The sequence below is a fragment of the Isoptericola variabilis 225 genome (assembly GCF_000215105.1).
Lineage (GTDB): Bacteria > Actinomycetota > Actinomycetes > Actinomycetales > Cellulomonadaceae > Isoptericola > Isoptericola variabilis_A.
This window is the reverse complement of the sequence record NC_015588.1, coordinates 1,372,196-1,392,164: the sequence shown is the minus strand read 5'-3', so window position 1 is coordinate 1,392,164 and position 19,969 is coordinate 1,372,196. Positions and strand designations below refer to the sequence as shown.

The window sequence follows — 19,969 nt, the reverse complement described above, 5'->3', positions numbered from 1 at the left end:
GTTCGCCGCTGCAACGGCGCCAGTGTGGCACGGACCACGTCCGTCGTGCCACGGTTCAGGACGTTCTCCGGCGCCCGGGCGCGGCGACGGGTCAGTCGTCGCCCTGCTGGGCGAGGAACCGCTCGAACTCCGCCCCGAGCTCCTCGGCGGTCGGCAGCGGCGCCTGCTCGGCCAGGAGGTTCGTGCGCCCGACCGAGCGCGTGAACGCGTCGTACTGCTCCTCGAGCGCCTTGACGACCGCGGCCACCTCGGCCGACTCGCGCACCTGGCGCTCGACCTCGATCGTGGCCTCGGCCGCCGCGGCCGTGAGCTGCCCGGTCGCGAGGTCGAGCCCGGTCGCCCGCTCGACGTGCTGCAGGGCGACGACGGCCGCGGGCGTGTACCGCGATTGGCCGAGGTAGTGCGGCACGTGCACCGTGAAGCCCATGGCGTCGTGCCCGGCCTGGCCGAGGCGGTACTCGAGCAGCGCGGCCATCGAGCCGGGGACCTGCACGCGGCCGAAGAAGGAGGTGTAGTCCTCGACGAGGCCCGTGCGGGTCGCGTGCGCGGTCAGGGACAGCGGCCTCGTGTGCGGCACGCCCATGGGGATGCCGTGGAAGCCGACCGTGAGCGAGACCGAGAAGCGGTCCACCAGCCCGCGGACCGCCGCGACGACCCGCTCCCACTGCAGGTCGGGCTCGGAGCCGTGCAGCAGCAGGAAGCCGGTGCCCTCCGCGTCGCGGACGTGGTCGATCACGAGGAACGGCTCCTCGTAGTCGGCCCACCGGTCGGCGTCGAACGTCATGACCGCGCGCTTCGAGCGGTAGTCGAGCAGCTGGTCGACGTCGAACGTCACGAGCCGCGTCGCCGTGAGGTGCCGCGCGAGGTGCTCGGCCGCGATCTCGCCCGCCGCCCCGGCGTCGACGAAGCCGCGGAGCGAGTGCAGCAGCACCGGGCCCGCACGCCCCGCGTCCGGCGCCGGGCTCCCGGCGCGGTCCGCGAGGTGGTCTGCGAGCGTGCGCGCGACGGCGTCCTCGTCGACCTGGTAGATGCCCAGCGGGTCCAGCAACGCGTCTCCTCCTCGTGCGACCGACGGGCGGTGCGCCCGTCTGGACAGGTCAACCGCGCCGGGGCGCGGATCCTTCCCGGCGCGTCAGCGGCCCGGGAGCCGCACCACGGTGACGAAGAAGTCGTCGATCTGCTGCACGACCTCGATGAAGCGGTCGAAGTCGACGGGCTTGGTGACGTACGCGTTCGCGTGCAGCGCGTACGAGCGCAGCACGTCCTCCTCGGCCTCGGACGTCGTGAGCACGACCACCGGGATCTGCTTGAGCTCCGGGTCCTCCTTCACGGCGGCGAGCACCTCGCGCCCGTCCATGCGCGGCAGGTTGAGGTCGAGCAGGATGAGGTCGGGCGTGGGCGCATCGGCGTGCTCACCCTCCTTGCGGAGGAATTGCATCGCGCTGACGCCGTCGGAGACGACCGACAGACGGTTGGCGACCTTGTGCTCGGCGAACGCCTCGCGCGTCATGAGGACGTCGCCCGGGTCGTCCTCGACGAGGAGAACCTCGATACCCGTCTGCTGGTCCGTCATGTGCCCTCCTGCTGCTCGTCCTGCGTCGCCCGCCGGACGGCGCGCCCGGTCGGCGCGTCCGCCCAGGTCAGCGGGTCGTTCGAGCCTAGCCGAGGTCCGGCTCGCCCGCCGTGCGCAGGGTCCAGCGTACGGTCGTGCCGCCCGTGGGCGCGGGCCCGACCCAGACCCGGCCGCCGTGGTGCTCGACGACGCGCTTGACCAGCGCGAGGCCGATCCCGGTGCCCGAGTAGACCTCCTTGGGGTGCAGCCGCTGGAAGATCACGAACACGCGCTCGGCGTACTGCGGGTCGATGCCGATGCCGTTGTCGGTGCAGGCGAGCTCCCACGCGTCGCCGTCGCGGCGCGCCGAGAGGTGGATGCGCGGGGGCCGCTCGGGGTGACGGAACTTGATCGCGTTGCTCACCACGTTCATGAGCAGCATCGCGAGCAGCGCGCGCTCGCCGCGGACGACGGGCAGCGGGTCGTGCGTGACCTCGGCCCCCGACTCGGAGACCCGATCCCCGACGTCGTGCAGCACCTGCTCGAGGACGGCCTCGAGGTCGACGTCCTCCCAGTCGGCTCCCGAGCGCCCGACGCGCGAGAACGACAGCAGGTCCTGGATGAGGCGCTGCATGCGGTGCGCGCCGTCGACGGCGAAGCCGATGTACTGGTCGGCGCGGTCGTCGAGCTGGCCGCCGTACCGCTTCTGCAGGAGCTGCGTGAAGCTCGCGACCTTGCGCAGCGGCTCCTGCAGGTCGTGCGACGCGACGTACGCGAACTGCTCGAGGTCCCGGTTGGAGCGCTCGAGCTCGCGGGTCTGCTCGCGCAGGAGCTCGTGCGCGCGCTCGGCCTCCTCGTGGAGCTGGCGCACCTCCTCGACCTGCTGGACCAGCTCGCGCCGCATGTGCTCGACGTCGCTCGCGAGCGTCGCGATCTCGCCCGCCCCCTCCACGGGGATCTCGTGCTCGTGCGCGCCCGTGCTGGCCTGGCGGACGGCGGCCGCGAGGCGCCCGAGCGGCCGGATCACGCTCCGCTCGAGCTGGACCCAGGCGAACACGCACACGAGCACCACGAGCAGCGCGAGGATGCCGACCACGACGAGGACGACCTCGCTCCACACGAGCGCGCGGTCGACGGCCGTCGCGTCGGGCCCTCCCCCGCCCAGCAGCGCGAGGATGCGCCAGACCGCGACCAGCGCGACGGCGACCGTGAGCAGCAGGACGGCGCCCACCGCCACGAGCGGCCGCCGGAGCCGGTCGCGCAGCGACGTGGAGGAGCTCACGTGCGCGCCCACTCGTCGGAGTCGGCCAGCGTGGAGGACCGCGTCCCGAGGATCTTGGTGTCGCGCCCGGTCCACCCGACGACGAGCAGCGCCGCGTCGTCCGTCAGCGGCCCGCCGTGCAGGCGGCGCACGCGCCGCAGGACGCGCTCGACGACGCCCTCGATGCCCTCGCGCGCGAGCTCCTCGGACACGAGCGCGTGCAGGCCCTCGACGCCGAGACGCGGCACGCCCCGGCGCCGCGGCAGCTCGACGGCGAGGCCCTCGGGGTCGACCTCGGCCTCCACCAGCCCGTCGGTGTAGAGCATGAGCGCGAACGGGCCGTCGAGCTCGACGCGGTGCGCGTCCCAGCCGCCCTCGACCGGGATGCCCAGCGCCCGCCCGCGCGCGTCGTCGGGCAGGACCTCGCAGCGCACGTCCCCGACCGGGCCGGTGAGGAGCATCGGCGCCGGGTGGCCCGCGAGCGCCACCTGGGCGTGGTCGCGGCCCGGCGAGACGGCCACCTGGCAGAGCGTCACGAAGATCTCCGGGCGCGAACGCTCGGTGAGCAGCACGCGCTCGAGCAGCGGCAGGACGCGCTCGGCGGGCGTGTCCGTGAGCACGAGCGTGCGCCAGGCCGTGCGCAGGGTCGCGCCGAGCGCGGCCTCGTCCGGGCCGTGGCCCGCGACGTCGCCGATGACGGACAGGACCGTCCCGTCCGGGCGCTCGACCGTGTCGAAGAAGTCGCCGCCGAGGAGCCCGTTGCCGCCCGGGAGGTAGCCGACCATGACCGAGACCTTGCCGTCCTGCACGAGCGGCTTCGGCAGCAGCGCCCGCTCGAGCCGCGCGGTCTCGGCCGCGCGGACCTCGCTGCGGTACAGGGCTCGCTGCTGGGCGACCGACCGGCGCCGCTGCAGCGCGTACCGCAGCGACCGTCCCAGCAGGTCGCTCTCGATCTCGCCCTTGACCAGGTAGTCGTCCGCGCCCGCGGCCACGGCCTGCACGCCCTGGTCCACGCCCGTGTGACCCGTGAGGACCACCAGCGCGGGCGGCACGGGCGCGCGCTCGGCGACCTGCCGCAGCTGCTCGACCGCCGCGAGCCCGAACGAGTCGGGCAGGCCCAGGTCGAGCAGCACGCACTCGACGTCCGAGCGGCCGAGGCTCCCGAGCGCCTCGGCGAGGGAGCGCGCCCGGCGCAGCTCGACCGTGACGCCGGCGTCGCGCAGCTGCTCGTCGACGAGCAGCGCGTCGGCGTCGTCGTCCTCGACGAGCAGCACGCGTACCGGTTCGGGGCTCGTGGCGGCCGTCGGACCCTGCCCACCCGGGGTGCGGGGCACGTCGCCGCTGCTCATGCGCCCGATCCTAGTCCGACGACGCGGGGCGCGGTCGAGCCCTGCCCGGCGGGTCTGCAATCATGGACGGCCGCACGGTCACGGACGCGAGGAGGACGCGTGGCGGGCAGGCAGGACGAGCTGGCACGAGAGCAGGCGGTCGTGGACCGCCTCTACGCGCGGCTGGACGAGCTCCGCAGGACGACGCGCGGCCGGCTCGCGGAGGTGCGCCGGGCCGGCCCCTCGGGGTCGCCGCAGAACCGCAGCGAGCGCGACGCGTTCGCGACGCTCTACGAGGACAGGGTCGCGCAGCTCGACGCGGTCGAGGACCGGCTGGTGTTCGGCCGGCTCGACCTCGACGACGACACGGTGCGCTACGTGGGCCGCATCGGGCTCACGGACGACGAGCACCGCTCGCTGCTCACCGACTGGCGCGCGCCGGCCGCGCAGGCGTTCTACCGCGCGACGGCGCTGCACCCCGCGGGCGTCGTGCGCCGCCGCCACCTGGTGACGTCGGGCCGCTCCGTCACGGGTCTCGAGGACGAGGTGCTCGACCTCGACGCGATCGACGGCCACGACACGACGCACCTCTCGGGCGAGGGCGCGCTGCTCGCGTCCCTGGCGACGCGTCGCACCGGGCGCATGACCGACATCGTCGCGACGATCCAGGCCGAGCAGGACCGCATCATCCGCTCCGAGCTGGGGGGCGCGCTCGTCGTCCAGGGCGGCCCGGGGACCGGCAAGACGGCGGTCGCCCTGCACCGCGCCGCCTACCTGCTGTACGCGCACCGCAAGGTGCTCGAGCGCTCGGGCGTGCTGCTCGTCGGGCCGAGCCGGTCGTTCCTGCGGTACATCGACCAGGTGCTGCCGTCGCTCGGCGAGACGGGCGTCGTCGCGACGACGATCGCCGAGCTCCTGCCCGGCGTCGTCGCGACCGGCGTCGACACCGGGACGGTCGCCGAGGTCAAGGGCCGCCTCGTGTGGCGCTCGATCGTGCGCCGGGCGGTGCGCGCCCGCGAGCGCGTGCCGGCGCAGGACGTGCGCGTGCGCGTCGACGGGCACGACCTGGTGATCCGCCGCCGCGACGTGCGCGAGGCGATCGCGCGGGCGCGCCGGACGCACAAGCCGCACAACGAGGCGCGCGCCACGTTCGTGCGCGAGATGCTCGCGCGGCTCGTCGACCAGTACGCCGAGCAGCTCGGCTCGGCCCTGGCGCCCGAGGACGTCGCCATGGTCACCGAGGACCTGCGCTCGGACCGCGACGTGCGCGTCGCGCTCAACCTCGCGTGGTTCCCCATCACGCCCGAGAAGCTCGTCGCCGACCTGTACGCCAAGCCGCACCGGCTCGCCGAGGCCGCACCCGAGCTCACGGCGGCCGAGCGCCGGCTGCTGCGGCGGGACCCGGACGCCCCGTGGACCGAGTCGGACGTCCCGATCCTCGACGAGGCGGCCGAGCTGCTCGGCGAGGACGACTCGCTCGCGCGCGCCGAGGCGCGGGCGCGGGCCGCGGAGCGGCAGGCCGAGCTCGAGTACGCCCGCTCGGTGCTCGAGTCGACCGGGGCGGGCGGCGGGCTCGTCGACGCCGAGACGCTCGCGTCGCGCTTCGAGGCGACCGGCCCGCGCCTGACCACCGCCGAGCGCGCCGCCACCGACCGCTCGTGGACGTACGGGCACGTGGTCGTCGACGAGGCGCAGGAGCTGTCGCCGATGGCGTGGCGCGCGCTCGTGCGCCGCGTCCCCACGCGGTCCTTGACGATCGTCGGCGACGTCGCCCAGACGTCGTCGGCCGCCGGGGCCAGGTCGTGGGCCGCGGCGCTCGACCCCGTGCTGCGCGACGGCTGGCGGCTCGAGGAGCTCACGGTGAGCTACCGCACGCCCGCCGCCGTGGCCGACGCCGCCCAGCGCGTCGCGCACGCGGCGGGGCTGCCCGTGTCCCCGCTCACGGCCGCGCGACACGTCGAGGACTCGCTCGAGCTCGTCCGCGCGACGCCGTCCGGGCCGACGCACCCCGTGCTGGAGCAGGAGGTCCTCGACCAGGTCGTCGGCCTCGCGCGCGAGTTCGTCGGGTCCGACGGCGCGGGCCGGGTCGCGGTCGTCGCGCCCGCCGAGCGCGTGCCGGCGCTGCGTCGGGCCGTGGAGTCGGTGCTGCAGGACGCGCTCGGGCGCGCCGAGGGCGCCCGTCTTCTCGCCCAGCGCCCGGAGGACGCCCAGGTCGTCGTGGTCTCCCCGCGCGAGACCAAGGGGCTCGAGTACGACGCCGTCGTGCTCGTCGAGCCGGCGGCCGTCGCCGAGGGCCCGGGGGGCTTCTCGGACCTCTACGTCGCCATGACGCGCCCGACGCAGCGCCTCGTCGTCGTGCACGAGCGCGCCCTGCCCGAGGGCTTCGCGGAGCGCGCCGCCGCCTAGGCGCGCTCCCGGCCGTGAGACGCGTTTGTCCGTACGCGCCTGCGCGGCGCACCATGGGTGCGTGCTGCGCGCCCTTCTGCTGGAGAACGTCCACCCTGTCGCCACCGAGATCCTCCGCGACGCGGGGATCGAGGTCGTCACGCGCCCCGGCGCGCTCGACGAGGCCGAGCTGATCGAGGCCCTCGACGGCTTCCAGATCCTCGGCATCCGGTCCAAGACGACCGTCACGTCCAAGGTCTTCGAGTCGGTGCCGGGCCTGCTGGCGGTGGGCACGTTCAGCATCGGGACGAACCAGATCGACCTGGGCGCGGCCGCGTCGTACGGCGTCGCGGTCTTCAACGCGCCGTACTCGAACACGCGCTCGGTGGTCGAGCTCGCGCTCGCCGAGATCATCGCGCTGACCCGCCGCCTCACGGTCCGCGACAAGGCGCTGCACGCGGGCGTCTGGGACAAGACGGCCGAGGGCGCGCACGAGGTGCGCGGCCGCACGCTCGGCATCATCGGGTACGGCAACATCGGCTCGCAGCTGTCGGTGCTCGCGGAGAACCTCGGCATGCGCGTCGTCTTCTACGACACCGCCGAGAAGCTCGCGCTCGGCAACGCGCGGCGCGTCGAGACGGTCGACGAGCTGCTCGAGGTCTCCGACGCCGTGACCATCCACGTCGACGGCCGCAAGGGCAACGCCGGGATGTTCGGCGCCGACATGTTCGCCCGGATGAAGCCGGGCGCGATCTTCCTCAACCTGTCACGCGGGTTCGTCGTCGACGTCGACGCCCTGCGCGAGCACATCCTGTCGGGCCACATCGCGGGCGCCGCGGTGGACGTCTTCCCGTCGGAGCCGAAGAAGCGCGGCGACCACTTCGAGTCGTCGCTGCGCGGGCTCGACAACGTCATCCTCACGCCGCACGTCGGCGGCTCGACCGAGGAGGCCCAGGAGGCGATCGGCGACTTCGTGGCCAAGAAGCTGCGCGACTACGTCGCGACGGGCTCGACGACGCTCTCGGTCAACCTGCCGAACCTGCAGCTCGAGCACACCGGCGTGGGCCGCATCATGCTGCTGCACCGCAACGTCCCCGGCGTGCTCGCGGCGGTCAACCAGGTCTTCGCCGACCACGGTGCCAACATCGAGGCACAGATGCTCGCCACGCGCGGCGAGATCGGCTACGTGGTGACCGACATCTCCGACGTCACGCAGCGCGGCGCGTCGGCCAAGCTCCAGGCCATGGACACGACGATCCGGCTGCGCATCCGCGACGCGTTCGAGCGGCCCGAGTTCCCGCCCGGCCCGGCCGCCGGAGCCTGAGACGGCGACGGGCGGCCCCGGAGAGATCCCGGGACCGCCCGTCGCGCCGGCGCGGCCGGCGTCAGCCGGACTTGCGCCGGAACATCTTCTGGACCGGCCCGGCCGTCTCGGGGCCGTGCACGGCGCCCGTGTTGGTCTCGCCGTCGGCGGTCCGGTGGTGCGTGGCGTTCTTCCTGTCGAGAGCTTCCTTGAAGCGCGCCTTCGCGTCCGCTCCCGGAGCCGTCGTGCGTTGCTTGTCCGTCATGCGACCACCTCGTCCTTGGTCGGGGTGCGGGCGCGGCGCCGGACGAGCGCCCCGCCGCCGGTCCGGTCCAGCATGCTGCACCCGGTGCCCGGGCGCCAGCGCATTTCGCCGGCCCGACGCCGCCGCGTCAGACCCCCTGCTCCGCCGGCGCGGGGGACGCCTCGGCGCCCGCACCGGCCGCCTCCTCCCGCGCGGCGCGCTCCGCGCGCTCCGCGCGCAGGGACGTGATCGCGCTCTCGAAGTCCTCGAGGGAGTCGAACGCCTGGTACACGCTCGCGAACCGTAGGTACGCGACCTCGTCGAGCTCGCGGAGCGGCCCGAGGATCGCGAGCCCGATCTCGTACGCGTCGATCTCGGGGCTCCCCGAGCTGCGCAGCGTCTCCTCGACCCGCTGCGCGAGCAGCGCGAGGTCGTCGGCGCTGACGGGCCGGCCCTGGCACGCCTTGCGCACGCCCGAGACGATCTTGTCGCGGCTGAAGGGCTCCGTGGCGCCCGAGCGCTTGACGACCGACAGGCTCGCCGTCTCGATCGTCGTGAACCGTCGGTTGCACGCCGGGCACTGGCGCCGGCGCCGGATGGCGGCACCGTCGTCGGACGTCCGGGAGTCGATCACGCGCGAGTCGGCGTGCCGGCAGAACGGGCAGTGCATCCGTGTCTCCTGCGATCGGGGCCGGGCGGGTGCCCGGCGGCCCGACGAACGTATGCGGCCGCCCGCGGCCGGCGCAACACCGCCGGCCGCGTTCACGCGAGCGCCGTCACTCGGCCGGCACCAGGACGACCTGGCCGGCCTCGACCTCGGACGTGCGCATCCCGTTGAGCGCCTTGAGCTCGGCGACGACGTCGCGGAGGTCCTCCCCCGCGGCGGCCGTGCCGCGCGCGAGGTGCCAGAGCGTCTCGCCCGGGGCGACCGTGTGGGCGCGGACCTCGACCGGCACCGGCGGCGCGCTCGCGACGGCCTGCGTGCCGGCCAGGCCGAAGGCCGCTGAGACGAGCGCGGCGAGCGCCAGCACCACCGCGCGGCCGCGCGGGGTCAGCCGGAGCCCGCCGAGCCCCAGGAAGCCGTACGCCTCGGACGTCGTGCCGGGGCTCGGGATCGTGGCGGCCATGGTTCCGTCCTTCCGTGTCTCGAGCACTGTCGTCGAACAGGTGTCCGTCGAACAGGTGTACGTCGAACGTCTGTACCATTGGTACCACCCCGGTCCGACAAAGTCGAGACATCCTCGAACAGATGTTTGAGTCGCGGGCCGCTCTGACCTACAGTGGCCCTAGCGCGATGGAAGGTTTGTCGGATTTCACGGCCCGATCCGCAGGGCGGGCCTCGAGGACGGGAGTGACGCGATGACGACCGGACCGGACCGGGCCACGGGCGACGACGCCGCGCTGGCGACGGTCAGCGACCTGTCGGGGGCCGGGGCGGACCGCCTGACGCCGCGCCAGCGGCGCGTCCTCGAGACCATCCGCGACTCGGTCGAGCGCCGCGGGTACCCGCCCACGATGCGCGAGATCGGCGAGGCCGTCGGCCTCGCGAGCCCGTCGTCGGTCAAGCACCAGCTCACGACGCTCGAGCGCAAGGGCTACCTCCGGCGCGACCCCAACCGGCCGCGCGCGATCGAGGTCGTCGACCCGGACGCGCCCGAGGCCGCCGCGCACCGGGACCGCGTCGAGTCGGCGCTCGGCGCCGCGACGGCGGTCGCGGCCGCGGAGGAGGAGTCGGTGCCCGCGCCGTCGTACGTCCCGCTCGTGGGGCGGATCGCGGCCGGCGGGCCGATCCTGGCCGAGCAGCTCGTCGAGGACGTCTTCCCGCTCCCCCGCCAGGTCGTGGGCGACGGCGAGCTCTTCCTGCTCAAGGTCGCGGGCGACTCGATGGTCGACGCCGCGATCTGCGACGGCGACTGGGTCGTCGTGCGGCGCCAGCCGGTCGCGGAGAACGGGGAGGTCGTCGCCGCGATGATCGACGGCGAGGCGACGGTCAAGACGTTCAAGCAGGCGGACGGGCACGTCTGGCTGCTGCCGCAGAACCAGGCCTACAGCCCGATCCCGGGCGACGAGGCGCAGGTCCTGGGCCGCGTCGTCGCGGTGCTGCGCAGCCTGTAGGTCACCCGCCCGTCACAGGCCGAGGCGGCGCTGGACCTCCCGCATCGCGTCGGCCGAGGCGCGCAGCCCCGCCACCTCCTCGTCCGAGAGCGGCACGTCGACGGTCGCGGTGACGCCGCGGCGGTCGACGAGCGACGGCACCGACAGGCACACGTCCGAGATGCCGTGGTAGTCGTCGAGCCTCGACGACACGGGCATGATGCGGTGCTCGTCCTTGAGCACGGCCTCGATGATGCGCGTGGCGGCCAGGCCGACCGCGTAGTTCGTCGCACCCTTGCCCTCGATCACGCGGTACGCCGACTCGACCACGTCGGTCGCGATCCGCTCGCGCGCCGCGGCGTCGAGCGGCGGCCGGCCGGGGAGCGCCGTCCACCGCAGGAGCGGCACGCCGCCGATGGTCGCCGAGCTCCACAGCGCGATCTCGGAGTCGCCGTGCTCGCCCGCGACGTACGCGTGCACGTTGCCGACGGCGACGCCGCAGTGCTCGGCGAGCGCCGAGCGCAGCCGCGACGAGTCGAGCACCGTGCCGCTGCCGAACACCCGCTCGGGCGGCAGGCCCGAGACCTGCTGCGCGGCGTACGTGACGACGTCGACCGGGTTGGTCACCATGATGAAGACGGCGTCGGGCGCCACCTCGACCAGGCCCGGCATGATCTTCCGGACCAGACCCACCGTGGCCTCGGCGAGGTCGAGGCGGGACTGCCCGGGCTGCTGCTTGGCGCCGGCCGTCACCACGACGACGTCGGCGTCCCGGCACACCTCGACGTCGTCGGACCCGACGATCTCGGCCTGCGGCACGAACATCGCCCCGTGGCGCAGGTCGAGCACCTCGGCGTCGACCTTGCGGCGGTTGACGTCCATGAGGGCGACGGTCCGCGCGGACCCGCGCGCGAGCGCGGCGTACGCGAGGGTCGAGCCGACGGCGCCGGCGCCGACGATGGCCAGCCGGGAACGGGGACGGGGAGCGTTCACGGACCTCAGGCTACGTGTCGAGGCGACGCAGGGCAGCCCGGACGAGCCGCGCGTCCGTCGTCGGCCAGAAGTCCGGCATCGACCGCGTGAGGAACGTGCCGTAGCGGGCCGTGGCCAGGCGCGGGTCGAGCACCGCGACGACCCCGCGGTCGTCGGTCGACCGGATGAGCCTGCCAGCGCCCTGGGCGAGCAGCAGCGCCGCGTGCGTCGCCGCGACCTGCATGAACCCGTTGCCGCCGGCCTGCTCGACCGCGCGGGCACGCGCCGCCTTGATCGGGTCGTCGGGCCGCGGGAACGGGATGCGGTCGACGATGACGAGCTGGCACGACGGGCCCGGGACGTCGACGCCCTGCCACAGGGACAGTGTGCCGAAGAGGCACGTGGCCGGGTCCTCGGCGAACGCGCGCACGAGGCTCGGGAGCTGGTCGTCGCCCTGGCACAGGACCGGCACGTCGAGCCGCTCGCGCAGCGCCTCGGCCGCGGCGTTCGCCGCCCGGCGCGACGAGAAGAGACCGAGCGTCCGCCCTCCGGCGGCCTCGATGAGCCCCGCGATCTCGTCGAGCTGGGCGTCGGTCGTGGGCTCACGGCCAGGCGCGGGCAGGTGCCGCGCGACGTAGAGGATGCCCTGGCGCGGGTAGTCGAAAGGGCTGCCGACGTCGAGCCCGCGCCACCGGGCGCTGCCGTCCTCCGACGGGGCGCCGAGGCCGAGCGAGCGCGCGACCGGGTCGAACGAGCCGCCGAGGGCGAGCGTCGCGGACGTGAACACGCCCGTCGCCTCGCCGAGCAGCTGGGTGCGGATGAGGCCCGCGACCGCGAGCGGGGCGGCGTGCAGTCGCGTGATCCCGTCCCCGGCCCAGGGCGCGTCGTCGGGCGGGCGCGAGCACCACAGCACGTCGGCGCTCGTGTCCTCGGCCGCCATGCGCTCGGCGACCTCGAAGAGCTGGAGCACCGCCGACTGCGCCATCTTCACGCCCGGGTCGGGCTGCGCCGGCCCCTGCCCGCCGCCCTCGGGCTTGAGCCGCGTGAGCAGCTCGCGCGCGGCGTCGCGCACGGTCGCGACGGCGGCGCGCAGGTCGTCCGGCAGGCCCTGCGGGAAGCGCTCGGCCGGGACGGTCGCGAGCAGCGAGCCGAGCCGCTGCGCGGCGTCGTCGAGCGCCGACGTCTCGGTGCCGCCGTGCCGCCGGGCGAGGCGGGCCGCGTGCTCGACCGACGTCAGCGACAGGTCGACCGTCGCGGCCGACGTGATCCGGTCGGCGAGCTCGTGCGCCTCGTCGACGATCACGACGTCGTGCTCGGGCAGCACGCCGGGGCTGCCCGACGCCGCGATGCCGAGCATCGCGTGGTTCGTCACGACGACGTCGGCCTCGCGCGCGCTCGCGCGCGCCCGCTCGGGGAAGCACTCGTCGAGCATCGGGCAGCGGTTGCCGAGGCACTCGAGCGCCGTGACCGAGACCTGGCGCCAGGCGCGGTCGGGCACGCCCGGCACGAGGTCGTCGCGGTCGCCCGTGTCGGTCTCCTGCGCCCACGCGTGCAGCCGTCGCACGTGGTCGGCCAGGCTCGGCCCGTCGTCGCCGCGGCGACCGCGGCGACCGGGCCCTCCGTCGGCGGGCGGCGGGTGCTGCTCGGCCGCCGCACCCTCGGTGGCACCAGGCAGGTCGAACAGGGTCGCCTCGTCGACGGGGTAGCCGCCGCCCGTCTTGTGCAGGCACAGGTAGTTGTGCCATCCCTTGAGCAGCGCGACGCGCGGCTCGCGCGGCAGCCGGGGGGCGACGGCCTCGGCCACGAGCGGCAGGTCGCGCGTGATGACCTGGCGCTGGAGCGCGAGCGTCGCGGTCGACACGACGACGCGGCCGCCGTCCACCACCGCGTGGCGCACCGCCGGCACGAGGTAGGCCAGGGACTTTCCGGTGCCCGTGCCCGCCTGGACGAGCAGGTGCTCGCCCGACGCGACGGCGTCGGCGACCGCGAGCGCCATGCGGTGCTGGCCCTCACGCCGGCCGCCGCCGAGCGCCCCGACCGTGAGGTCGAGCAGTTCCTCGACGCCGGGCACGCCGTCGGTTCCCGCGTCGGCCCATCCGTCGCCGGCCCGGTGGTCGGGTGCGGCGGCGGACCGGTCGGTGGCGGCGTCGGGGAGGTTCACCCGTCGATCCTAGGTCCCGGCGCCGACGCGTCCGGGACCGTCCACAGGCGTCAGACCGCGGCGCGCTCGAGCTCGGCCGCGAGCGAGGGGTCGACGCGCCCGCGCAGGCGCGTGCCGTCGGCGAGGTGCTCCTCGGCGTCGATCTCGCCCGCCTCGTGCACCCGGTGCACCAGGTCGCCGCGCGAGTACGGGACCACGACGTCGATCTCGACGTCGGGGCGCGGCAGCTCGTCGGCGATGAGCGCCTTGAGCTCGGCGATGCCCTCGCCCGTGTGCGCGGAGACGACCACGGTTCGCCGCTCGCGGCGCTGGATGCGCCCGACCACGGCGGGGTCCGCGACGTCGGCCTTGTTGAGCACGACGACCTCGGGGACGTCCTCGACGCCCGGGATCTCGGAGAGCACCTCGCGGACGGCCGCGATCTGCCCCTCCGGGTCGGGGTGGGACGCGTCGACCACGTGCAGCAGCAGCGCGGCGTCGGCGACCTCCTCGAGCGTCGAGCGGAACGCCTCGACGAGCTGGTGCGGCAGGTGGCGCACGAAGCCGACCGTGTCGGCGAGCGTGTACACGCGGCCGTCGTCGGTCCGGGCGCGCCGCACGGTCGGGTCGAGCGTGGCGAACAGCGCGTTCTCGACGAGCACGCCCGCGTCGGTCAGCGCGTTGAGCAGCGACGACTTGCCCGCGTTGGTGTAGCCCGCGATGGCGACGTTCGGGATCGAGTGCCGCTTGCGCTCGAGGCGCTTGGTCACGCGGGCCGGTGCCATGGCCGCGATCTCGCGGCGCAGCTTGGCCATGCGGTTGCGGATCCGGCGCCGGTCGAGCTCGATCTTCGTCTCACCGGGGCCGCGCGAGCCCATGCCGGCGCCGGCCGAGCCGACCTGGCCGCCGGCCTGGCGGGACATCGACTCGCCCCAGCCGCGCAGGCGCGGCAGCAGGTACTCGAGCTGCGCGAGCTCGACCTGCGCCTTGCCCTCCCGCGACTTGGCGTGCTGGGCGAAGATGTCGAGGATGAGCGCGGTCCGGTCGACCACCTTGACCTTGACGATGTCCTCGAGGGCACGCCGCTGCGACGGGGCCAGCTCGGTGTCGGCGATGACGGTGTCGGCGCCCACGGCGGCGACGACGTCGGCCAGCTCGGCGGCCTTGCCCGAGCCGAGGTAGGTGCCGGGGTCGGGCTTCTGGCGGCGCTGGAGCAGGCCGTCGAGGACCTGCGAGCCGGCGGTCTCGGCCAGGGCGGCGAGCTCGCGCAGCGAGACCTCGGCCTCGGCCGCGGCGGCCTCGCCCCCCGAGTAGAGGCCGACGAGCACGACCTTCTCGAGGCGCAGCTGCCGGTACTCGACCTCGGTGACGTCCTCGAGCTCGGTCGACAGACCGACGACCCGACGTAGCGCGGAACGCTCCTCGAGGTCGAGCTGGTCGCCGTCGTGGTCGGTGTGGACGGTGCCGCCCTCGGCGCGCGCCGTCCCGGCCCGAGCGAGGACCCGCGCGACGACGTCGTTCGCGATCGCCTGCGCGTCGCGGTCGGCGTCTGAGGGTGTCGACCCTGTGAACGGGGTGTCGGGGTTCGTCGGGGTGTGGGTCAAGGGTCTCCTTCGGCGCGGTGCGGTAGCACTGGTGACAACAAGGATCCCACGCGAGATCGTCCCGCACACGAGGATTTCGTGCCGCGCATAGGATCGCGGCGTGACCGAGGAGCCCGAGCACTACTTCACGGCCGAGCCCGCGTCCGACGACGAGCGCCGGCTCGTCGCCGTCCGGCTCGCCGGCCGCGACGTCGAGGTCGAGGTCGCCCCGGGCGTCTTCTCCCCCGGCGGCGTGGACAAGGGCACTCAGGTGCTGCTGCGCGAGGTGCCGCCCCCGCCGTCGGGCGACCTGCTGGACCTCGGCTGCGGCTGGGGGCCGCTCGCCCTGACCATGGCGCTCGAGCAGCCGCACGCGACCGTGTGGGCGGTCGACGTCAACACGCGCGCGCTCGACCTCGTGCGGCGCAACGCCGAGCGGCTGGGACTCGCGGGCGTGCGCGCCGTGACGCCCGACGACGTGCCCGACGACGTCGCTTTCGCCGCGATCTGGTCCAACCCGCCGATCCGGGTCGGCAAGCAGGCGCTGCACGAGCTGCTCGGCCGGTGGCTCCCGCGCCTCGGGTCCGACGCCGCGGCGTGGCTCGTGGTGCAGAAGAACCTCGGCTCCGACTCGCTCGCGCGGTGGATCGAGTCCGAGCTCGGTCTGCCGACGGCGCGCGAGGCGTCGTCCAAGGGCTTCCGCATCCTGCGCGTGACGCGCTGACCGCACGAGCCGCGACGTACCGGGTTCCCGGCGAAGTACCGCCCTGGACCCGGTACGTCGCCGGGGAACTCGGTATCTCGCGGGGCTACAGCTCGATCTCGCCCGAGTAGACGAGCTCGGCAGGCCCGGCGAGCTCGACGTGCCCGCCGGGCAGCAGCCGCACCCGCACCTCGCCGCCGGGCACCTCGACGAACCACGTGTCGGGCGCGCCCGCGCCCGTGCCGCCGGAGGCCCAGGTCCGGACCGCGAGCGCCGCGGCGCACGCGCCCGTGCCGCACGACTGCGTCTCCCCCACGCCGCGCTCGTGCACGCGCATGCGCACCCGGCCGGCGGGCTCGCCGTCGGGCCCGGTCTCCTCGCCGAGCGGGACGACGAGCTCGACGTTCGTCCCGTGCGGCGGGACGGGCTCCACGGCCGGCTGCCGGGTGAGGTCGGCCGCACCGAGCTCGGCGGCCTGCGGGAGCGCCACGACGGTGTGCGGGTTGCCGACGTCGACGCTGAGGGCGGGCCGCGGCGCCGGCCAGCCGTGCACCATGACCTTCGCGTCGGCGCCCGCGGCCGCGGCCTCCTCGCCGCCGGGCAGGAACCACGGGCCCATGTCGACCGCGTACCAGCCGCTCTCCTCGCGCCGCACGCGCCGCACCCCGGCACGCGTGCCGAGCGCGAGCTCGCCGCCGCCCGCGAGGTCGACGAGGCCGAGCTCCTCCGCGAACGCGGTGAACACGCGCACCCCGTTGCCGCACATCTCGGCCACGGACCCGTCCGCGTTGCGGTAGTCCATGAACCAGATCGCGCCGGGCTCGGCCGCGAGCACCTCGTCGGCGACCGTCTCGCCCGCCCGGGCCAGCGCCGCGGTCGGCGCGAGCCTGATGACGCCGTCGCCCCCGATCCCGCCGCGCCGGTCGGCGAGGCGCCGCACCTGCTCGGGCGTGAGGTCGAGGTCGCCGCGCGTGTCGGCGACGAGCACGAAGTCGTTGTGCGTGCCGTGGCCCTTGGTGAAGCGCAAGGTCATGAGCCCAGACTACGGCGCACCGGGCCCTCGCCCGGCCCGGGGAGGGTCCCGGCGTCGGCCGCGCGCACGATCGCGAGCGCGTCGTCGAGCAGCGTCGGGGACCCGGCGTCGAGCCAGTGCACGCGCGGGTCGCGCCCGAACCAGCCCATCTGCTTGCGGGCCAGGCGGCGCGTGTTGGCGGTGATCGCCTCGAACGCGGCGTCCTCGTCGCCCTCGTGGAGGACGGGGCCGGCGGCCGCGCCGACGAGGTCGAGGATCTCCGCGTAGCCCACCGCGCGCGACGCCGTGCGGCCCATCCCGCGGACGACCCCCGCGTCGTCGATCCGGGCCAGGCGCAGGACCTCGTCGACGAGACCGTCGCGACGCATGCGCTCCACGCGCGCCGCGACCCGCGCGTCGAGCACCGCGCGGTCGCAGTCGAGCCCGAGCTGCACGGTCGGGCGCACGTACTCCTCGCGCGGCAGGGTGGCCGAGTACGGCAGGCCCGTGATGGCGATGACCTCGAGCGCCCGGACGATGCGGCGGGTGTTGGTGGGGCCGATGCGCGCCGCGGCCTCCGGGTCCTGGCGCTCGAGCTCCGCGTGCAGCGCGCGCCGGCCCTCGCGCTCGGCGCGCTCCTCCAGCTCGGCGCGGACCTGCGGGTCGGTGCCCGGGAAGTCCATGCGGTCGAGCAGCGCCCGGACGTACAGGCCCGAGCCGCCGACGACGACGGCGCGCGCGCCGCGGGCCTCGATCGCGTCGAGGTCCGCCCGCGCCGACGCCTGGTAGCGGGCGACCGAGGCCTCCTCCAGGGGGTCGAGGACGTCGAGCTGGTGGTGGACGATCCCGCGCCGCTCGTGCGGCGGCACCTTGGCCGTGCCGACGTCCATGCCGCGGTAGAGCTGGTAGGCGTCGGCGTTGACGATCTCGGCCGGCGGCCCGGGCGTGGAGAGCGCCTCGGCGAGGTCCAGCGCGAGGTCCGACTTTCCCGTGGCGGTGGGTCCCACGACGGCGACGACGATCACGCGGCCCACCGTACGGTACTGTCCGACGATGCTGCTGGTGGGCGCGTTCGCCGTGGCCGCGGTCTCGGCGATGGTGCCGCTGGTCAACATCGAGGTGTACCTCGGCGTGGTCGCGACGCAGCTCGGCGCGACCGATCACGTCCGCCTGCTCGCGCTCGCCGCGACGGCCGGGGCCGGCCAGACGCTGGGGAAGCTCTGCTGGTACGTGCTCGCCGCGCGGTCGATGGAGTCGCGCTGGGTCCAGCACAAGCTCGACGTCGGTACGCGCCGCCACCGCGTCGACGTCTGGCACGCGCGTGTCGTGGGCCGCCCGTGGCTCACCGCCGGGGTGCTCGCGCTGTCGTCGGTCGTCGGGATGCCGCCCCTGATGCTCCTCTCGGTCGTCGCGGGCAGCGTGCGGGTCCCGCTGGGGGTGTTCGTGCCGACGGTCGCCGTGGGCCGCACCGTGCGGTTCTGGGCGATCCTCGCGGGCGTGGGGTCCCTCGCCGGCGGCTGACCCCGGCCGGCCCGGCGCGCGGTCTCAGGCCTCGCGCAGCAGCGTCACGTGGTACTCGCCGGGCAGGTGCTCGTGCTCCGTGCGGACCACGCGCACCTCGGGCACCCAGGTGCCCGCCGGCGCCCGGAGCGACGACAGCACCGCCGCGACGCCCGGGGCGAGCGCGTCCGGGGCGGCGTCGAGCCCGCCCGGCGGTCCCCCGCCCGCGACCACGACGCCCGCCGTGGCGCGCACGGCGTCCGCGACCCGCGCGACGTCGTCGGGCGAGCCCGCGAGCCCGGCCGGGACCTCGTGCACGACGACGTCGCGCAGCCGCTCGGTGCTCCCGCGGGCCGCGAGCGCCTCTCCCAGGCACGCGAGCGTGACGGACGTGGGCACCTGCGTCGTCTCGGGCGGCTCGTCGTCGGCGCCGACGACCGGCGCCCATCGCGCCGGGATGCCCGCTCCCGCGAGCGAGGGGCGCATCGGCCGGCCAGCCGCCGGGGAGCCCGCGGCGCCCGTCCGGTGGGCGAGGACGGCGAGCCGCCTGCCCGTCCGGCCCGCCGGGACGGCGTCGTCGAGCGCGTCGTCGAGCAGCTCGTGCACGGCCGCCCGCACGACCGCGCGGACGCCGGCCGCCGGGTCCGCGGACCCGGCGGCACCGGGGACGAGCAGCGGTGTCGCGGGCAGGACGACGGCACGCACGGGCACGCCGACCAACCTACCGGGCGAGGCGTGTAGCGTGGGTGCGGTGAAGTTCTTCGGGTCACGCCGGACCAGCAGGTCCTCCGAGGAGCTGCGCGACGACGAGCTGCGGGCCCGCGTCGAGAGCATCCTCGCGAGCACGATGGGCCCCGACGGGCCCACGGCGCCCGCCCCGCTGACGCGCGAGCGCATCACCGCCTGGCTGGAGGACTCCGGCTTCTCGTACTTCGTCGACTCCGACGGCGACGTCGGCGGCCTGTGGCACGGCTGGCTGTTCTACTTCCTGGTCCTCGGCGACCACGGCGAGGTGCTCCAGGTGCGCGGCCAGTGGCACCGCGTGCTCACGATCGAGCGGCTCGAGGAGGTCCTCGAGCTCTGCAACGAGTGGAACGCCGAGCGCATCTGGCCCAAGACGTACGTCCGCGTGCGCGACGACGGCGCGGTGGTCGTCTGCGCCGACGTGACGGTCGACGTCGAGCACGGCGCGACGGACGACCAGCTCGACCAGCTGTTCCAGTGCGGGCTGACGACCGGGTCGATGTTCTTCGAGCACCTCGACGAGCGCTACCCCGACCCCGTGCAGGAGGCGCCGTGACGCCCGCCTGGCACCGCGCCCTGGCCGTCGCGGGGCGGGCGGTGCGCGGCGTCCGGGCACGGCTGGGACGCGGGCCGCGACGGGTCGTTCCGGGGCGCGCGTCCGCCGTCGTGCCGCCCGTGGTGCCGCTCCCGCTGAGCCGCGAGCGGGTCGCCGAGGACCTCGAGCGCCGCGGGTACCGCTTCCGGGTCGACGGCGACGGGGACGTGACGGGCACGTGGGACGGCAACCGCTTCTGGTTCCTGCTGCTCGGCTCGCGCGACGAGATCCTGCAGGTCCGCGGGCGCTGGTCGGGCAGCATCTCGCCGCAGGCACGGCTGTCGGTGCTGCAGGCCGTCAACGACTGGAACCGCGAGCGCGTGTGGCCGAAGGTCTACGTGCGCGAGGAGGCCGAGGGCCTGGCGCTCTACGCCGAGGTGTCGGTCGACTTCGAGCACGGCGCGACGGACGAGCAGCTCGCCGCGACGGTGTCGTGCGGGCTCGTGACCGCGACGCAGTTCTTCGCGACCGTCGGCGCGCTGACGCCCGGCGACTGACCCTCGCCGAGATAGCGGTCCGTCGACGCCCGACGCCCCCGTGGGCGTCGCACGTC

General features: G+C 75.1%; 20 protein-coding genes. 7 read left to right on the top strand and 13 right to left on the bottom strand.

Annotated features, from left to right (window positions below):
• Positions 1–91: 91 nt before the first annotated feature.
• The 4 genes from ISOVA_RS06405 to ISOVA_RS06390 all read right to left on the bottom strand — a co-directional run bounded on the left by ISOVA_RS06405 (position 92) and on the right by ISOVA_RS06390 (position 4,162).
• Positions 92–1,048: a proteasome assembly chaperone family protein gene (locus ISOVA_RS06405; protein ID WP_013838433.1), complete on the bottom strand. Its 957-nt coding sequence runs from the start codon at positions 1,046–1,048 to the stop codon at positions 92–94.
• A gap of 84 nt (positions 1,049–1,132) precedes the next feature.
• The gene (locus tag ISOVA_RS06400) at positions 1,133–1,573 is read right to left on the bottom strand and encodes a response regulator (RefSeq protein WP_013838432.1); all 441 of its coding nucleotides are present in this window, start codon (positions 1,571–1,573) and stop codon (positions 1,133–1,135) included.
• Between the two features lie 85 nt (positions 1,574–1,658).
• Entirely contained in the window at positions 1,659–2,834 is a 1,176-nt protein-coding gene (locus ISOVA_RS06395) for a sensor histidine kinase (RefSeq protein ID WP_013838431.1), read from the bottom strand.
• Positions 2,831–4,162, bottom strand: a complete 1,332-nt coding sequence (locus ISOVA_RS06390; protein ID WP_013838430.1) for a PP2C family protein-serine/threonine phosphatase — start codon at positions 4,160–4,162, stop codon at positions 2,831–2,833. The genes ISOVA_RS06395 and ISOVA_RS06390 overlap by 4 nt, the downstream gene beginning before the upstream one ends.
• A 99-nt stretch (positions 4,163–4,261) precedes the next feature.
• Here ISOVA_RS06390 and ISOVA_RS06385 point away from each other — a divergent pair, with 99 nt between their 5' ends.
• Both ISOVA_RS06385 and serA read left to right on the top strand, forming a co-directional pair.
• Positions 4,262–6,547 (top strand): HelD family protein, encoded by a 2,286-nt coding sequence (locus ISOVA_RS06385; RefSeq protein ID WP_013838429.1) that lies wholly within the window; start codon positions 4,262–4,264, stop codon positions 6,545–6,547.
• A gap of 61 nt (positions 6,548–6,608) precedes the next feature.
• Entirely contained in the window at positions 6,609–7,850 is a 1,242-nt protein-coding gene (gene serA, locus ISOVA_RS06380) for a phosphoglycerate dehydrogenase (protein WP_013838428.1), read from the top strand.
• A gap of 61 nt (positions 7,851–7,911) precedes the next feature.
• Here the strand turns inward: serA and ISOVA_RS06375 are convergent, their stop codons facing one another.
• From ISOVA_RS06375 to ISOVA_RS06365, 3 genes are all read right to left on the bottom strand, one after another.
• Positions 7,912–8,094 carry a DUF5302 domain-containing protein gene (locus tag ISOVA_RS06375; protein WP_013838427.1) on the bottom strand — a complete coding sequence of 61 codons (183 nt, stop codon included), beginning with the start codon at positions 8,092–8,094 and terminating at the stop codon, positions 7,912–7,914.
• Between the two features lie 127 nt (positions 8,095–8,221).
• Entirely contained in the window at positions 8,222–8,743 is a 522-nt protein-coding gene (gene nrdR / locus ISOVA_RS06370) for a transcriptional regulator NrdR (protein ID WP_013838426.1), read from the bottom strand.
• Between the two features lie 106 nt (positions 8,744–8,849).
• On the bottom strand, positions 8,850–9,200 hold the full coding sequence (locus ISOVA_RS06365) for a LysM peptidoglycan-binding domain-containing protein (protein WP_013838425.1): 351 nt from the start codon (positions 9,198–9,200) through the stop codon (positions 8,850–8,852).
• 232 nt (positions 9,201–9,432) lie between these two features.
• On the opposite strand from ISOVA_RS06365, the gene lexA reads away from it, so the two are divergent.
• Positions 9,433–10,188 (top strand): transcriptional repressor LexA, encoded by a 756-nt coding sequence (gene lexA / locus ISOVA_RS06360; protein WP_013838424.1) that lies wholly within the window; start codon positions 9,433–9,435, stop codon positions 10,186–10,188.
• Between the two features lie 12 nt (positions 10,189–10,200).
• Here lexA and ISOVA_RS06355 read toward each other — a convergent pair whose 3' ends face one another.
• Genes ISOVA_RS06355 through hflX form a run of 3 tightly spaced genes read right to left on the bottom strand, consistent with a single transcriptional unit; the run spans position 10,201 to position 14,883 of the window.
• Positions 10,201–11,160 carry an L-lactate dehydrogenase gene (locus ISOVA_RS06355; RefSeq protein ID WP_013838423.1) on the bottom strand — a complete coding sequence of 320 codons (960 nt, stop codon included), beginning with the start codon at positions 11,158–11,160 and terminating at the stop codon, positions 10,201–10,203.
• A gap of 10 nt (positions 11,161–11,170) precedes the next feature.
• Entirely contained in the window at positions 11,171–13,300 is a 2,130-nt protein-coding gene (locus ISOVA_RS06350) for an ATP-dependent DNA helicase (protein WP_013838422.1), read from the bottom strand.
• Positions 13,301–13,350: 50 nt separating this feature from the next.
• Complete coding sequence (gene hflX / locus ISOVA_RS06345) at positions 13,351–14,883, bottom strand: GTPase HflX (RefSeq protein WP_013838421.1); 1,533 nt, start codon at positions 14,881–14,883, stop codon at positions 13,351–13,353.
• A 100-nt stretch (positions 14,884–14,983) separates the two neighbouring features.
• On the opposite strand from hflX, the gene ISOVA_RS06340 reads away from it, so the two are divergent.
• The gene (locus ISOVA_RS06340) at positions 14,984–15,586 is read left to right on the top strand and encodes a class I SAM-dependent methyltransferase (protein ID WP_013838420.1); all 603 of its coding nucleotides are present in this window, start codon (positions 14,984–14,986) and stop codon (positions 15,584–15,586) included.
• An 85-nt stretch (positions 15,587–15,671) separates the two neighbouring features.
• On the opposite strand, the gene dapF is transcribed toward ISOVA_RS06340, so the two are convergent.
• Both dapF and miaA read right to left on the bottom strand, forming a co-directional pair.
• Positions 15,672–16,598 (bottom strand): diaminopimelate epimerase, encoded by a 927-nt coding sequence (gene dapF / locus ISOVA_RS06335; protein WP_013838419.1) that lies wholly within the window; start codon positions 16,596–16,598, stop codon positions 15,672–15,674.
• Positions 16,595–17,602, bottom strand: a complete 1,008-nt coding sequence (miaA, locus tag ISOVA_RS06330; RefSeq protein WP_013838418.1) for a tRNA (adenosine(37)-N6)-dimethylallyltransferase MiaA — start codon at positions 17,600–17,602, stop codon at positions 16,595–16,597. The genes dapF and miaA overlap by 4 nt, the downstream gene beginning before the upstream one ends.
• 28 nt (positions 17,603–17,630) lie before the next feature.
• Here miaA and ISOVA_RS06325 point away from each other — a divergent pair, with 28 nt between their 5' ends.
• The gene (locus ISOVA_RS06325) at positions 17,631–18,098 is read left to right on the top strand and encodes a hypothetical protein (RefSeq protein ID WP_013838417.1); all 468 of its coding nucleotides are present in this window, start codon (positions 17,631–17,633) and stop codon (positions 18,096–18,098) included.
• Positions 18,099–18,122: 24 nt separating this feature from the next.
• On the opposite strand, the gene ISOVA_RS16420 is transcribed toward ISOVA_RS06325, so the two are convergent.
• Complete coding sequence (locus ISOVA_RS16420; protein ID WP_013838416.1) at positions 18,123–18,788, bottom strand: hypothetical protein; 666 nt, start codon at positions 18,786–18,788, stop codon at positions 18,123–18,125.
• Positions 18,789–18,828: 40 nt separating this feature from the next.
• On the opposite strand from ISOVA_RS16420, the gene ISOVA_RS06315 reads away from it, so the two are divergent.
• Complete coding sequence (locus tag ISOVA_RS06315) at positions 18,829–19,377, top strand: type III secretion system chaperone family protein (protein ID WP_233275959.1); 549 nt, start codon at positions 18,829–18,831, stop codon at positions 19,375–19,377.
• The gene (locus tag ISOVA_RS06310; RefSeq protein WP_013838414.1) at positions 19,374–19,913 is read left to right on the top strand and encodes a type III secretion system chaperone family protein; all 540 of its coding nucleotides are present in this window, start codon (positions 19,374–19,376) and stop codon (positions 19,911–19,913) included. The genes ISOVA_RS06315 and ISOVA_RS06310 overlap by 4 nt, the downstream gene beginning before the upstream one ends.
• Positions 19,914–19,969: the final 56 nt, after the last annotated feature.